Source organism: Parapedobacter soli (assembly GCF_025460835.1).
Lineage (GTDB): Bacteria > Bacteroidota > Bacteroidia > Sphingobacteriales > Sphingobacteriaceae > Parapedobacter > Parapedobacter soli.
In genome coordinates this window covers 28936-45017 of sequence record NZ_JAMXAY010000027.1, presented here as the reverse complement: position 1 = coordinate 45017, position 16082 = coordinate 28936, and the positions used below count along the sequence as shown (strand labels likewise).

Below are 16082 nucleotides of genomic sequence, written 5' to 3'. Positions count from 1 at the left end.
GGCTGATACAGGTTAGGTTTTCCACATTAACCCTCGCCGCGGATGGCTACCTCGGAAAAGCCGGATTTGCTTTCACTTCTTCTATCTGGAGGGTATGCCGAGCGGTATGTCCAGCAATGAATAACATCGAGTGGTATGCATCGACAGGCCCAAACGGTGAGTCTGAAATATGGTTCCGCAGATCGTCGACCGAGACACTTTCGAGGTATGATAGAATCTCGGCCCGTTGTGTCCGGAAATCAACCATCGCTGTCTCCGCATCGGTATAAGCTCCTTCACCAGTCAGTTCAGCCGGCGCTTCAGCCTTATGGCTCCGGTCGATGATGCCATCGATAAGTTGTTGGTCCGTTACCTTTACTTCGTCTCTCCGTTCCGGGTTCGCGGAATTCGCTAGCGCTTCTTTGGCCATGTCAAAGAGCGCTTTTTCCGTCTTGATAATATGCTCCACGCATTGACTGATAGACCACTTGTCGGCCGAGGGCTTATATTGCAGCTGCGCACTACTTAAGCCATCCAACTGTTGCTTCAACTGATTTTCAGTCCTACCGTAGTAATCCAACAGGAATGCCTTGTCGTTTTGTACGGAAGACACCACTTCCATAGAAGTTGGTGCCGGGTCGGGTATCACCTCCTTTTCCGTAAATGAAATTGCCATGAAAGCGGCACCCAGAAACAATAGCTTTTTCATATTCTTACTTTTTTGTTTGAACCAAAAGTAGCGAAGTCGAATGTAATCTTTAGGTGGTTGTTGTGACATTGTTAGGGGATGTTTATGACAAAAACAAAACCGGTTTACAATGGATGGAAGCGTTTCAGATAAAAGCATTATTTTCGAGGCTTGTAATTGAAAAGGAAATGAAAATCACCCATACCGAGATTTACCGGTTCAGCATTCCGATGGAACCGTTCGTAATTGCTACCGGCACGATGGACTATGCGCAGAATACGTTTATCCGCGTCTATACGGATAGCGGAATATACGGCGTAGGCGAATGCTCGGCTTTCCCGATGATCGTAGGCGAGACGCAAGATACCTGCCTCGCACTGGCAAAGGATTTCGCCCGGCTGTGGAAAGGGAAAGACCCACTGGCTATTGCAGAGCGACTCGCTGAACTCGATGCGTACGTGGCCCGAAACAGCACCATCAAAAGTGCGTTTGATTTGGCCCTGCATGACCTGGCTGCCAAGCACGCGGATATGCCGCTCTATCGCTTCCTGGGTGGTGAGGCCCGGAATGTTGTAACCGATATCACCGTGGGCATCGCCAGTCCGGAAATCATGGCAACCAAGGCGTTGGCTTTCAAAAACCAAGGGGCAGACGTGCTTAAGATAAAACTCGGCAAGAAGCCAGCGGAAGATATCGAGCGTATCGCGGCAATCCGGCAAGCAGTAGGAGAGACCTTATCCATCCGGATAGATGCTAACCAAGGATGGAGCTACCACGAGGCGGTCGCTGCATTACGTGGACTGCAACCATTCAATATTCAGTTTTGTGAGCAGCCCATGCGCAGCTACAACGACCACCTGTTGCCACGATTGCGCAAGGAAACTACCATCCCCCTTATGGCCGACGAAAGCTGTTACGACCATCGTGACGCGGAGCGGCTGGCTATACAGGGCGCGTGTGACTACATCAACATCAAATTCTCCAAATCCGGCGGCATTGCAGAAGCCATGCGCATTCAGCAGGCCGCAGCAGACCACCAGATTCCCTGTATGATCGGCGGCATGTTGGAAAGCCGCTTGGCGCTGTCCGCTAAGGTACATTTTGCCTTCGCCGCCCCCAATGTGCGGTTCTTCGATATGGACACATGCATGCTCGGTCACCTGGAAGATCCGGTTATCGACGGGGTTCGTTTTGACGGTTATCGCCTTTCGTTACCCGAGCTGCCGGGCATCGGTGCGGATGTGGATGACGCGTTTTTAACAACATGCGAACGGTGGGAGGTGTGAGCCATGTTAAACGTTGATCTTTTCGATAAGGACGAAAATAACGAATGGCTGATCCGGCAATTTGAAGCCTATCGGTTTATCGGGACTTCGGTGACAGACAAATTCATTCCCCGACCCTATATTTCCATTATTTTCCATTTCGGGGACTGCCCGCAGATCGACGGCGAAATGACGATACAGTTAGCGCCGTTTTTCCTGGCACCTATCATTCCGAAAACCATTGCATTGAAATTTCATGGACATATGGACACCTTTGCCGTCCATTGTAAACCCACGGTATTTAGTCAGGTGTTCGGCCTCGACCTGTCGCCGGTTCCGGGACGGAGTATCGACCTCCCACAGCAGCACTTTTCACCATTGTGGAAATCGCTGGCGGTATGCCATACCATAGCAGAGCGGATTTCCCGCTTTTCCGATTTCATTAATTCGTTCCAACGAACGCCTTATACACCCGACGCCGTGGATATCCTTTACGATAAAATAATCGAAAAAGGAATCACCGCACTGCTGAGAGATATCCTTAAGGATTGCCCGGCCAGCAAGAGTACCCTCCTTAGGAAATTTGTCAAACGTACCGGTGTAAGCCCAAAAACATTGATGCGCATCGTCCGGTTGGATTATCTGTGGTCCAAGATAAGAGACGAAAAGGCAATAGACTATCGAGACCTGGTTTTTGACGGCAATTATTTCGACCAATCCCACTTCATCAACGACTTCCGCGCCGTCATCGGCGAAACGCCGGGCTACTTTTTTAACCGCAATCTGAACATCGTCAAAATTTTTTCGGGAGTGCCTGCCGGGTCACGTTAAATTGAGACTTTTTTCCAATCATTGAGCTTTTTTGCGGCCTACCTTTGCCAAAGGTGTAAGACGCTAAAATCAAAGCCATGAAAATCAAAGAAATAAAAAGAATAGCGGCAGTCTTGTGCGTTGGGATACTGGGTGTCCAAACGGCAGAGGCGCAACTCTTCGACAAGCTCAAGAATCGTGTAAAAGAAACCGTTGAAAATCGAGCCGTTGACAAGGCCGGCGACGTTACGAACAAAGGCCTCGACAAGGTTGAAGAGGGGATAACGGGAGCAAACGAAAACAAATCAACCGATAATCCAACCGATGGACCCCCCGCTTCTCCGGTTGGTAATCAAAACGTAGACGGCGGGACACTCATTTCCTATGCCAATTACGATTTTGTCGCCGGCGACAAGCTTATCTATCACTACGACATGGCTGGCGAAGCCGATGCAGAGATACCCGGCCGGATGGTGCTCAATGCAGGAAGTGCAGAAATACAAACCTATAACGGTGAAAAAGTCCTGGTTGCTCCGGCGTTGGGCGAACCTTATATGATGCCCTATATGGAAGACAATGCCTACCTGCCCGACCAGTTCACGATGGAGTTTGATGTGCTGTCAAACGGCATGAGCAATACGGACGGTTCCGAAATCACCCTTTATTTCCGCGAAAAGGACCGGGCAGGTAGCGGAGATGCAACGGCACCGCTCCGCGTTACCTTGAGCGTTATTTCAGGGGATGAAAATCAACCGCATTATGGATTTGAAGGCTTCAAGAACGACAAGTGGTTCGGTACGCCCGCTCAGGGATTCCCGTCGGCCGCTTCAAATCCCAAGCAAAACAATTGGCGTCATGTAGCCATTTACATCAACAAGAATATCGGTAAACTCTACATGGACCAGCATCGGCTGGCGGTGCTCAATCAGGTAGACGCAGGCAAGATCGACATGGTCGAAATAGAAGTTAGAGGCAGTGGAAATTCGGTGTTGTTCAAGAATTTCCGCATTGCAGCAGGCGGCGCAGATGCTTACAATAAGGTTGTTACGGAAGGGCGGTTCATCGCCTACGGTATTCAGTTCGACGTCAACAAAGCTACATTGAAACCCGAATCAATGGGCACAATTAACGAGTTCGTACAGTTGATGACGAAGCATCCCGAGCTTAAATTCGAAATCGGGGGGCATACCGATAGCGACGGGACAGCCCAGCTCAACCATGCGCTCTCACAGCAGCGTGCCGAGGCCGTGAAAGCTCAAATGGTCAAGATGGGAATCGACGCAGGCCGATTGACAACTAAAGGGTACGGTGCAGACAGCCCTGTGGCACCGAATGACCATGCTGAAAACAAGGCGCGAAACCGAAGGGTGGAATTCGTAAAAACGACGTGAGCCGAAAACGGATGGCTATGCATGTTGCTCATATCATATGGCTCATAGGGATGTTCCTGTTGCTTTGGCAGGGGACGGATGCACAGGATGCCTGGGAAAAGATACCTTTGCGCGGAAAGATCGTTTATCATTCGGTGACGACAACCAAGCAGTTTGATCCGGAAGGGGAAATCATTGGCCGGACGGAAGCCGAGCTCGAAGGTGAAACGGACCAGATCCTAACCTTTTTCCCGGGTCGTTTTCAACTCATGGCAAAAAGCCACGAAAAACTGACCGAGTTCAACGAAGCGAACACGCAGCACATCTTTTACGGTGAGGTTACGGACCCCGAAACATCGGAGAGGATTTCTTTTCCGGTCAAATTCTCGACTGATTTTAAAGCGTGGGGGAAATGTGATCAGACCGGTGGACTTATCCTTATGCAGACTTCCAAAGGAAGCGGGACCAGTGGGATCACCGCTACCCAGTCGTTCCTGAGTATGATCGAGATCCGTTCGCCAGATGACGTGGATAACGACAAAACGATCGCTAAGGGTGTAAGTGACTTTGCGCGGCAGGTCATGGAGATGAAAAAAGCGCAGGATATCAAAGACGGGAAAACCATCAATGAAGCCGATTATTTTGTGCCTGAGGCTTTACGCAATGAGGAGACCTATGGGCTGTTTCTTTTTACCAATTGGTGGTCTGCCGACTTCCAGAATTTGCCGGTAGAAATAACACAGCGATCCTACGATTGCACCGCAGAGACTTGGGAGACGTACCCGGGGAGCACAGTTGACCTGCGCGTCAGCAGCGGAAATAAGCTTATGGACGATTATCAAGGAGAAGACAGTGCTGAACGTTACCGTTATGTCAGTATCCCGAATGACCAAATGGAAGCCTTTATAAAAGACCCTACGGTACCTACCACATTTACCGGAGGGAGCTATACGTTCAAAAAAGATCAGTATGGCGAAGAGGAGACCAGAACCATCATCAAACTGACCGTGAGCCGGCGCTAATCCGTTGCTTTCAAAATGCGTTTACAGAAGGCCATAAGGAAGTATCGTGTAGCACCGGTACCTTGGCAGAAGAGAAAGGCGTTTTAGTTCCACATATCATGGCGAATGCCTACCTTTGCAGCCAACAAGAAGCACAATAAATCGCGACATGAGCAAAGTAAAAGGACCGATTTCCCAATTTATCGAAAAAAATTACCTGCATTTCAATGCAGCTGCGCTGGTCGATGCAGCTAAAGGTTACGAAGCCCATCTGGATGCTGGTGGCAAAATGATGATTACCCTTGCGGGAGCGATGAGTACCGCCGAATTGGGCATTTCCCTCGCCGAGATGATCCGGCAAGATAAGGTGTCTATCATAAGTTGCACGGGTGCCAACCTCGAAGAGGATATCATGAATCTCGTTGCCCACTCGCACTATAAGCGCGTGCCGAATTACCGCGACCTGAGCCCACAGGATGAGTGGGAACTGTTGGAAAACCATTATAACCGGGTTACGGATACGTGTATCCCGGAAGAGGAAGCCTTCCGCCGCCTGCAGCAGCATATCCACAAAATATGGAAGGATGCAGAATCGGCAGGCGAACGCTATTTCCCGCATGAGTATATGTACAAGATGCTCAACAGTGGCATACTGGAGCAATACTACGAGATCGATCCAAAAAATTCCTGGATGCTGGCTGCGGCCGAGAAGAACCTACCCATCGTCGTGCCAGGTTGGGAAGATAGCACCATGGGTAATATATTTGCCTCTTATGTGATCAAAGGGGAATTGAAGGCATCGACCATGAAAAGCGGCATCGAATACATGACTTACCTTTCCGATTGGTATATCAAAAACTCCGATGGCAAGGGGGTCGGATTCTTCCAGATTGCCGGCGGTATTGCGGGCGACTTTCCGATTTGTGTAGTCCCCATGCTCTATCAGGATTTGGAAATGGAAAACATTCCGTTTTGGAGCTACTTTTGCCAGATTTCGGACTCCACGACATCCTATGGCTCATATTCTGGTGCAGTACCCAATGAAAAGATCACCTGGGGTAAGCTGGATATCGATACACCGAAATTCATCATCGAGTCTGACGCGACCATCGTGGCGCCGCTCGTGTTCGCCTGGGTGCTTGGGCAGTAGTTTGGTCGGGGATGTCGCGTTCTGCTATAAATACGACCGATCCCACCGCGCTTCGTTACTTGATGACGGAGACGATTTTCGACGTGGGAGATGTGGCCGTAACGGCAGGCGTGGAGGCACCGCCGGAAGCTCCGGAAACCGAAGCCGTTCGTAAGCCAGATTCGGTACCGCAATTTTCCTTTTATGGTCAGAATAAGCGGGAATATTTATTCTTGACCGACGAACAACAGCACGAATGGATGTCAGAGCCCGCCATGGATGCGTTTGTCAAAACATTGGCGGCGCTGAAGCTTACCGTGGATGATGTGGCAGTGCTGAATTTGGCTAAATTGAAGGAGCCGCCATTGATTGATCACCTTACGTCGGTTTTCAAACCCAAAGTGGTCGTCAATCTCGGTACGTCGCTTGCCTGGCCGGAACAGGGCGGCGTAAAGGTATTCCATACCAGCACTTTCGACGCCATGCTTGCCGATGCAGAGAAGAAACGTGTCTTTTGGACCACGATAAAGATGTTATTGATATGATTCAACTGGTATTTGCTACTAACAATACCCATAAGCTGGATGAAGTACGGGAGGTGGTAGGCAATAAATTCCATATCCAGACACTGGCAGACATCGGCTGTACAGACGATATACCCGAAACCGGCGATACGTTCGAAGCAAACGCGTCGCAAAAAAGCACCTACTTGTATAGCCGGTACGGATGTGACTGCTTTGCAGATGACTCTGGCTTGGAGGTGGCGGCGCTAGCTAATGAGCCGGGTGTGTATTCCGCCCGTTATTCGGGCACGCGGGATATGGAAAAAAATATTGATTTGCTGCTACACCGTCTTGGCGACCGGCCCGACCGTGCTGCACGTTTCCGTACCGTCATATCGCTCCGTATAGGTGATGACGAACATTTCTTCGAAGGGGTTATAGAAGGGCAGATCGGTTACGAGCGTCAAGGTAACGGCGGGTTCGGTTACGATCCCCTGTTCACGCCAAACGGCTATGTGAAGACATTCGCGCAGATGACACCAAGCGAGAAAAACGCAATCAGCCACCGTGCCATCGCTGTGGCTAAACTCGCCGACTTCCTGAAAACCAAATTCTGACAATCTAGCCATGGCCGGCTTATCCAATAAGCTGGTTTTTAATAAGCACAATCGCTTTAGCTTTTTTAGGGATTGTTGCCGATAAAATTTTATATTTGACGGCTGATGTAGGTGACTGGGCACGCCAGTAACCAACATAAACAACTATAGATAGACTGAATTGCAATGATTTCTTATCAAATCAAAACAAACCCTACGGTGTACGATGCGATTGTGGTGGGTTCAGGTGCGGGCGGCGGCATGGCCGGTTATGTATTGGCCAATGCGGGCCTGAATGTATTGATGTTAGAGGCAGGCCCCTTTTTCGATCCGGCGAAAGACGCGTTGCAAATGCGTTGGCCATGGGAGTCGCCCCGGCGCGGTGCCAGTACCATCCGTCCCTTTGGTGATTTCGATGCTGCTTACGGCGGCTGGGAACTGGAAGGGGAACCCTACACTCATGCTGCGGGCACGTCGTTCGATTGGTTCAGGGCAAGGATGCTCGGTGGCCGAACCAATCATTGGGGGCGGATTTCCCTGCGCATGGGCCCCGATGATTTTAAGCCTACCGATGGGGTTACCGATGAATGGCCTATCACTTATGACGAAGTAAAACCGTATTACGATCGCATCGACCGGATGATTGGGATATACGGCACGGTAGAAGGCATAAGGAACGAGCCGGATGGTATCTTCCTGAAGCCGCCCAAGCCCCGGCTCAATGAGCTGTACATCAGGCGTGGTGCCGAGCGGGCGGGAGTGCCGGTCATTGCAGGCCGTGGCTCGGTGCTTACCGAGGCGCTACCTGGCGTGGAGGGCCGCGGCACTTGTTTCTATTGCGGCCAGTGCGGCCGGTCGTGCCGCGTATATGGTGATTTCTCTTCTTCATCGTGCCTGGTAATGCCAGCGATGAAAACGGGTAACCTCACGGTTATCGACAACGCAATGGTACGCGAGGTGCTCACAAACGATGAGGGACAGGCCACCGGGGTATCCTACGTGGATACCCGCGACCTGCAGGAACACGAAGTGCGGGGTAAATTGGTCATCCTCGGGGCGAGCGCCTGTGAGAGTGCGCGGTTGATGCTGAACTCCAAGTCTGCTGCACACCCGGGAGGCCTCGGTAATAGCAGCGGGCTGGTGGGGCGGTACCTGCATGACTCCACGGGCGCCAGTGCGGGAGGTTTCCTACCGCAATTGCTGGATAGGAAACGTTACAACGAAGACGGAGTGGGAAGTGTGCATATCTATTCACCTTGGTGGGCCGACAATCAAAAGCTCGATTTCCCCCGGGGGTACCATATTGAGTACGGCGGGGGGATGCGTATGCCGTCTTATGGATTCACAGACTGGGTGGCCAATGTCAATCACCTAGTGCCCGCCAAAGACGGAGGGCAGCGCGAGCAAGGTGGGTACGGTGCCGCCCTGAAGGACGATTATCGACGCTTCTACGGCGCGAGCGTAGGCATGGCTGGCCGGGGTACCGCATTAGCCCGGTACGATAACTATTGCGAAATCGATCCCACACGTGTCGATAAATATGGTATTCCCGTACTCCGCTTCCACTACAAATGGGCCAATGAGGAAGTCGCACAGGCTAAACATATGCAGGAGACGTTCCGCGAGATACTCCACGAAATGGGTGCTATCGTAGCGTCGCCGATGCCGGGGCCAGAAACATCATACGGTTTGGAGGCACCCGGGAAAATCATCCATGAGGGCGGTACTACCCGGATGGGCGACAATCCGAAAAAGTCGGTGCTGAACAAGTGGGGGCAAGCCCATGACTGCAAGAACGTCTTCGTGGTCGACGCCGGACCCTTCGTGCAACAAGGCGACAAAAACCTCACCTGGACGATCCTCGCACTTTCAATGCGGACGGCCGACTATATTTTAGAACAACGCAACAAATTGAATATCGGATAATAACAGACGACAGATATGAACAGAAGAGACTCCATAAAAGCACTCGGCCTCGCCGCAGCGGGTGGGGCGTTGTTGTTGGATTCCTGTAGCCCTAAGGAGGCCAAGCAGGGAGCAACGGCAGTGGGTGATAAATTGCCCGGTGTAACGGATAGCGAGCACGAACGTAATACCAAACTGGCTGAAGAACGGTTCTTCACGACCCACGAGTTGGCAACAATCGGGGTACTGGCCGATATCATCATACCGGCCGATGAGACCTCAGGCAGTGCTACCGACGCGGGTGTGCCTGAATTTATCGAATTCATGGCGAAGGATATCCCGACTTACCAAACACCCATGCGTGGTGGCCTCAAATGGTTGGATGTGCAATGTCAACGGAGGTATGGCCAAGTATTTATGCAATGTGACAACACCCAACAATTGCAGATGGTGGATGAAATAGCTTATCCGGCAAAAGCAAAACCGGAAATGGCGCAAGGAGTAGCATTTTTTAACTTGTTACGTAACCTTACAGCTTCGGGTTTCTTTACCAGCGAAATGGGTGTGAAAGATATCGGTTACGTGGGCAACAAGCCCGGAGTTTGGGACGGTGTGCCAGCAGATGTCCTTGATGCCCATGGTTTCAAAAGTGCGTGGGGTTAATATTTGCGTTTGCATATCAACACAACATTACTTAAGTTTGATTGTGTTTATTATTAATTGGTATAAAAGCTGATGAACTCGATACTTGTCCCCACTGATTTTTCGGAAAATGCATTTGTGGCTGCCGCTTATGCATGTGCATTGGCTGATGCCTCCAAACAAAAGGTACGGTTGCTGCATGTTTATATCGCGCTTTACTCGGGGTTTGGAGAAGAGGGCAACAGTGTGAAGCAGATTAAATTAGCTGAGACCGAATCAACGGCTGCGATGAAAAACTTGTTGGAAGGCCTCACCAGCCAGTTTCCCAGCGTCGACATCGAGGGCGAATGTGTCAAAGGGTTCATGATCGATGTGGTGACAGATAAGCTCAAAAGAAACGAACATTCGTTGGTCGTTATGGGTACTAAAGGTGTCACCAATATCGCGGAAAGTATTTTTGGTAGTACAACCTATGAAGTTATAAAGAAATCCCCGGTGCCGGTACTGGTTGTTCCACTGGATACACCTGATTTTTCATTTGAACGGATAGGCTTCTTCACGGCTTATGATGACCATGAACTGGACGCTTTGTTTGCTTTCCAGCAGGCGATTAACCTTACCCCTCATTTGTCTATGCTCCACTTTTACACCGAGAAGGACCGTAAGCCAGAAAAAGAACTTGCCCATTGGCAACGTAAGGTCGAGGCGGCTTTCCCCGACTGGGCGGTTTCATGTAAAGCAACCCTAGTAGAGAAAGTTGATATCAATGCCGTAACCCGGGAAGCCAAGGGCGATAAGCTCGACTTGCTGGTATTTGCTCGGCCTCATAAATCATTCTTTGAGAAAATTTTCAGGCCTAGCCTCACGAAAGCGATTGCCAATTATCCCATGGTGCCGTCGTTGTTTATAAGGACGTAAGCTACCGTGGTCGGTGATAACCGAACTGGGCAGGTAGCAATGTGTAGCTAGTTGCCGGGCACGAAATGATAATAAAGACTCTCATAATATTCGAGTGGATGTTCGGGCTGTGGTAGTCCGGTAGGGATTGGCATCTTCGAGAATTGCTGGAAATACAATACACACGCATCCCGCCAAAGCTCGGCCTCTTCGTATTGTACGGCGAGTAAATCCGCTACCTCTCGAAAGATTATTTCATCTACCTTGCCGCGTTGCGCTTCCCATACCGCCTGCATGGCGGATACTTCCTCCACACCGCTGTAATAATGGCGGCAGAGTGACTCCCATAAGCTTTCACCCGATTTCATCTGGAAGTCCCATGGCAGGTGGTGGAACCACAGCAGGTACTCGTCGGGACAGATCTGCGGGTCGTTGAATTGTGCCTGCACTTCCGGAGCATACTGGCTCAGTGCATCGCTCCCTGATGCCGTACGGTCGAACCCGATGCCATTTGTATCGGCTTGGTGATAGTATACCGATGTCCAATCGGCTCGTGGCTTGTCCCTTATCCAGGGGCCCGGACCATAGTGGTGGCTCCATCCCATCAGATGGTGAAGGCCTAAAGGGGTCATGTAGTTGACCACCGTCTCTCGCGAGCGCATCATCAACGGCAGTAGTGCATCGAGAAAAGACGCGTCATTCCCAAACGTGCGGCGCAGCCAGTCCTCGGCAATAACGCCGGCATCCGCATCCGGATCCCATGCCAGTCGCCCATAAGCATACCAGTTGGCTTGCCCGAAGGGATGCCCGGTCCAGTTGGTCGCGGTTCCGGTATTGGCCACGCCTGCCATCGCCGTAATCGGTTGATGGTTCAACTCCCCATCGATAACCCGCGCCACGGTCGAATTCGGCCCATCCGCGTAGGTGTCCGCCTGCAACGTTTCGCTGAAGAGCGTGCCCAGGTATACCAGATTCGTGGCAAAACCCAAGTATTCCTGTGTGATTTGGAACTCCATCATGAGCTGGGATTGCGGCATTGCACCAAATAGTGGGTGGAAAGGTTCACGGGGTTGGAAGTCGATAGCGCCGTTTTTTACTTGGATAATCACATTATCCCGGAACGTTCCATCGAGCAGTACGAACTCGTTGTAGGCTTGCTTTGCCCGGTCTTCGGGCTCCGTGTCTTCATAGACAAACGCACGCCACATCACCACACCGCCGAATGGTGCCAGCGCATCTGCCAGCATGTTTGCCCCGTCGGCATGGCTTCGGCCATAGTTTTGCGGTCCGGGCTGCCCCTCGGAGTTGGCTTTGACAAGGAAGCCGCCGAAATCGGGGATGTAGCGGTAGATTTCCGCCGCTTTGTCGGCCCACCATTGCGTCACTTCGCTATTCAGCGGGTCTGCATCCGCTAGCCCGCCGAGTTCTATGGGTGCCGAGAAGCGCGCCGAAAGGTAAACCTTTATCCCGTAGGGACGGAAGATGTCGGCCAGCGCCGCTGCCTTTTCGAGGTAAGGCGCCGTGAGCATCAGTGCATTGGCATTGACATTGTTAAGTACCGTGCCATTGATGCCGACGGAAGCGTTTGCGCGTGCATAATCGGTATACCGTGGATCGCGATACCCGGGTAGCCGGTGCCAATCCCAAAGTGAGAAGCCGGCATATCCCCGCTCCACCGTGCGGTCCAGGTTATCCCAATGGTTGAGCAGCCGGAGCTTGATTTTAGGAGACGAAACAGTATCGATCCGGGCGAGGTCCTCGCTGCGCTGCAAGGCACCGATGAACGCGAATACCCCGTAGAGTACGCCCTTGTCCGTGTTGCCGAGTATAAGGGTCATCGGCCGGCCATTTGCCGCCGAATGGTGGTGGATAACGTATGCCTCCTCATTGTCCGGTAGACGCGTCTTTGCCTGCTCTACGGCATCGTTGGCCGGAAGCGTCCCAGGTGTCCCCACCATTAACCCGGTTTTCGGGGTTGCGGCCGATTGCCGCATGGGCTTTTGACCCAGCAGGCCCTCCAACGCACGCGAAAGTTCGTCGAAAGCAACGTGATCGGTTTCGCTATCCATCGGAAAGACCACTGCCTGCAACCGTTCACGATAATGATCCGCCGCGCTAGGGCCGAGCGGCTGGTAATCCAGCCACAATCGGTAGCCCGATTGCGCAATACCATTGTGCGAAGCGAAAACAACGAATACCAAGCTGACTAACAGTACGTATCTGCGGAAAATTGGACGGTCCATACAAACAAACCTAATGTATTTCTTACCATCTTGCAACCGGTTGCATGAAAATCTTCACAGGAAATCCGGTATTTAAACATTTGTATACGTTTTTGAATGATTTGTATCGCATGTGGCGTATTGAACCGCCCTACCTTTGATTATCGGTTTGCAAAAATTGTAAACGACCAATTATAGATGATGTATTTACGGAACATATTAGCTTATTTATTAGCGATCATTTTTTCTGGTGTGGCAGCTGCTCATGCTTATCAGCCACAGCAAATGGTAAGCACTGTGGAAGTCGGTAATGCATTCCCGATGGTAGGTAAAAATGCCGTTGCGACCGTTTTGGTAGATCAGGATGATTTCAAAGGGGTGCACCGCGCTATCGATAATTTCCTGTTGGATATTGAACGGGTTTCTTCAAACGTACTGTCCAAAAGCGATTCGGGCGCATACCCTATCATGATTGGGACTATCGGCAAATCGGCTGTCATCGATAAACTGGTCGAAACCGGAAAAATCAATGTTTCCGGCGTGGCAGGAAAGTGGGAAAGTACGTTGATCCAAGTGGTTGACACACCGGCAACGGGCATCGCCAAAGCACTTGTGGTTGCAGGCAGCGATAAGCGGGGAACAATATATGGCATCTATGAATTGTCGAAGCAAATAGGGGTTTCTCCCTGGCATTACTGGGCCGACGTTCCACCGCAAAGACACAATGAATTATATGTTATAAACGGCCGGTTCGAGTTGGCAAGCCCGAAAGTTAAATACCGCGGGATTTTCCTCAATGACGAGGCCCCGGCATTATCCGGTTGGGCCACCAAAACCTTCGGTGGTTTTAACCACCGGTTCTATGAAAAGGTCTTTGATTTAATCCTGCGGCTGAAGGGTAATTTCCTCTGGCCGGCGATGTGGGGACATGCCTTTAACGACGACGATCCGTTGAATCCTATTTTGGCTGATGAATACGGCGTGGTTGTCGGCACGTCGCACCATGAACCCCTTACACGCGCCCATGATGAGTGGCGGCGTTACGGTTCGGGTGAATGGGACTACCGCATGAATCCGGATACCCTCCGCAACTTTTGGAAGACGGGGTTGGAACGGGTGAGCAATAAAGAGATCATGGTTACCCTGGGCATGCGCGGGGATGGCGACGAGCCGATGACCCGCGGCACCGCCATTGCGCTGTTGGAACAAATCGTCCGCGACCAGCGGGAGATCATCTCCAACGTGACCAACCGGCCGGTTGAAAAAACACCGCAGGTTTGGGCACTTTATAAAGAAGTACAGGAATACTACGATCAGGGCATGCGGGTGCCCGATGACGTGACGTTGCTATTGTGCGATGATAACTGGGGCAATCTGCGTAAGTTGCCCAAGCCCGGCGAACGTCTGCGCAAGGGCGGATATGGCATCTACTACCATTTCGATTACGTTGGCGGGCCGCGTAATTACAAGTGGCTAAATACCAATCCCATTCAGAAAATATGGGAACAAATGAGCCTGGCGTATGATTATGGTGCGAGCCAATTGTGGGTCATCAATGTGGGCGACTTGAAACCCATGGAATTCCCGATTTCGTTTTTCCTTGATCTGGCTTGGAATCCCAAAGCGATACCCGTAGAAGGGTTGGCTGACTATACCGTGCGTTGGGCGAACCAGCAGTTCGGCGAATCGCATGCGGTGGAGATTGCGGCCCTAATTGATCGTTATGGACAGCTGTCCGGCAGGGTAAAACCGGAATTGCTCGATGCGGATACCTACAGTTTGGTTAACTATAACGAATGGGAAAGGGTAGTGGAAGAATTCCGACAACTGTTGTCGCGTGCCACGCATATCCGTTCGGTCATCGACGACGAACGATCCGATGCGTATTATCAACTAGTATTCCACCCCATTGAGGCCATGTGCAACTTGCATGAGCTGTATGCAGCCCATGCCAAAAACAAACTGTACGCACAGCAGGGGCGAAAAAGTACGAACTTTTATGTCAAAGAGGTGGAACGGCTGTTTGCCCGAGACCAGGCAATAACGGATTATTACAACCAAGAGCTTAGCGGCGGTAAATGGCAGCACATGATGGACCAGACCCATATCGGATACACGTACTGGCAACAGCCGGAAGAAAACCTGATGCCCAAAACACAGACAATCCGGGTACCCGAAACGGGAAAGCTCGGCGTCAGCATCGAAGGCGACACAGCGTCCTGGAGCGGCATAACCGGAATCGATCGCCCGTTTCCGGTATTCAACGGCCTGAGCCGATCGTCGCATCGCATCGAATTGTTCAATATGGGCCAACAGCCGGTTTCCTTCCGTATAGAAGCTCCCGGTTACCTGAATGTTTCGAAGGCGACAGGCCGCATCGACGACGCCTGCGTGATACACGTCGGGGTCGAATGGGCGGATTTGCCGGATACCGCCATGATCGAATCCGTTGTCGGAATCATCAGTGGCACGGACCGGATCGCGTTGCCCATCCGGATCGATAACCGCCCGGCCGTTACCAAAGCAGCGGATGCCTTTGTGGAGCACAACGGTTACGTAGCCATGGAGGCGCCTAATTTTACCCGATCTTTTGCACACCCACCATATCATTGGGTTACAATCGATAATTACGGCAAAACCAAAGGGGGCATGATGGTTTCGCCGACCACGCTGGAAGGGAAAGGAGCTGAAGAAATCGGCGCGGCGAAACTGGAATTTGACATCGTGCTGCTCGATTCGGTGCCCCATCAACTGAAGCTGCTTTTTTCGCCGTCGCTAGATTTCCAGGATTCCGGCGGACAGCGGTTTGCCGTGGCCATAAACGGCGGGACGCCGGAACTGCTGAGCCTCGATAATACGACGGCAGATGGGCCATCATGGGAGCAGGCCGTCGCCGAAAATATCCGGATCGTTGAAACCACGCAAACACTGAGGCAGGGGAGGAATACGCTAACGTATTGGCCGATAAGCCCAGGTCTTGTCTTGCAGAAAGTGGTACTCGATACAGGTGGTTTGAAGCCGAGCTTTTTGGGGCCGGAGGAAACGTTTAGCCCCGTTTTTTAGCGATGGTTTTAT

At 51.5% G+C, this 16082-nt stretch carries 13 protein-coding genes; 11 read left to right on the top strand and 2 right to left on the bottom strand.

Annotation, left to right across the window (positions count from 1 at the left end; translation table 11 throughout):
• Positions 1-46 precede the first annotated feature (46 nt).
• Positions 47-688 (bottom strand): DinB family protein, encoded by a 642-nt coding sequence (locus NGM62_RS12695; protein ID WP_262248461.1) that lies wholly within the window; start codon positions 686-688, stop codon positions 47-49.
• A 167-nt stretch (positions 689-855) separates the two neighbouring features.
• On the opposite strand from NGM62_RS12695, the gene NGM62_RS12690 reads away from it, so the two are divergent.
• From NGM62_RS12690 to NGM62_RS12645, 10 genes are all read left to right on the top strand, one after another.
• A complete protein-coding gene (locus NGM62_RS12690; RefSeq protein ID WP_262248496.1) occupies positions 856-1953 on the top strand; it encodes a mandelate racemase/muconate lactonizing enzyme family protein in 1098 nt (365 codons plus the stop codon).
• A 3-nt stretch (positions 1954-1956) separates the two neighbouring features.
• Positions 1957-2763, top strand: coding sequence for a helix-turn-helix domain-containing protein (locus tag NGM62_RS12685; RefSeq protein ID WP_262248459.1), 807 nt, complete (start codon positions 1957-1959; stop codon positions 2761-2763).
• Positions 2764-2840: 77 nt separating this feature from the next.
• Entirely contained in the window at positions 2841-4133 is a 1293-nt protein-coding gene (locus tag NGM62_RS12680; RefSeq protein WP_262248457.1) for an OmpA family protein, read from the top strand.
• A gap of 11 nt (positions 4134-4144) precedes the next feature.
• Positions 4145-5134 carry a hypothetical protein gene (locus NGM62_RS12675; RefSeq protein WP_262248456.1) on the top strand — a complete coding sequence of 330 codons (990 nt, stop codon included), beginning with the start codon at positions 4145-4147 and terminating at the stop codon, positions 5132-5134.
• Between the two features lie 148 nt (positions 5135-5282).
• A complete protein-coding gene (locus NGM62_RS12670) occupies positions 5283-6263 on the top strand; it encodes a deoxyhypusine synthase family protein (RefSeq protein ID WP_262248454.1) in 981 nt (326 codons plus the stop codon).
• Between the two features lie 62 nt (positions 6264-6325).
• The gene (locus tag NGM62_RS12665; RefSeq protein ID WP_262248453.1) at positions 6326-6787 is read left to right on the top strand and encodes a hypothetical protein; all 462 of its coding nucleotides are present in this window, start codon (positions 6326-6328) and stop codon (positions 6785-6787) included.
• Positions 6784-7362, top strand: coding sequence for an RdgB/HAM1 family non-canonical purine NTP pyrophosphatase (rdgB, locus tag NGM62_RS12660; protein WP_262248451.1), 579 nt, complete (start codon positions 6784-6786; stop codon positions 7360-7362). Before NGM62_RS12665 ends, rdgB begins: the two co-directional genes overlap by 4 nt.
• Positions 7363-7527: 165 nt before the next feature.
• The gene (locus NGM62_RS12655) at positions 7528-9267 is read left to right on the top strand and encodes a GMC family oxidoreductase (protein WP_262248449.1); all 1740 of its coding nucleotides are present in this window, start codon (positions 7528-7530) and stop codon (positions 9265-9267) included.
• Positions 9268-9282: 15 nt separating this feature from the next.
• Positions 9283-9909 (top strand): gluconate 2-dehydrogenase subunit 3 family protein, encoded by a 627-nt coding sequence (locus tag NGM62_RS12650; protein WP_262248447.1) that lies wholly within the window; start codon positions 9283-9285, stop codon positions 9907-9909.
• Between the two features lie 72 nt (positions 9910-9981).
• On the top strand, positions 9982-10806 hold the full coding sequence (locus NGM62_RS12645; protein ID WP_262248445.1) for a universal stress protein: 825 nt from the start codon (positions 9982-9984) through the stop codon (positions 10804-10806).
• 47 nt (positions 10807-10853) lie between these two features.
• On the opposite strand, the gene NGM62_RS12640 is transcribed toward NGM62_RS12645, so the two are convergent.
• Entirely contained in the window at positions 10854-13028 is a 2175-nt protein-coding gene (locus NGM62_RS12640) for an alpha-glucuronidase family glycosyl hydrolase (RefSeq protein ID WP_262248443.1), read from the bottom strand.
• 177 nt (positions 13029-13205) lie between these two features.
• Here NGM62_RS12640 and NGM62_RS12635 point away from each other — a divergent pair, with 177 nt between their 5' ends.
• Entirely contained in the window at positions 13206-16070 is a 2865-nt protein-coding gene (locus NGM62_RS12635; RefSeq protein ID WP_262248441.1) for a glycosyl hydrolase 115 family protein, read from the top strand.
• Positions 16071-16082: the final 12 nt, after the last annotated feature.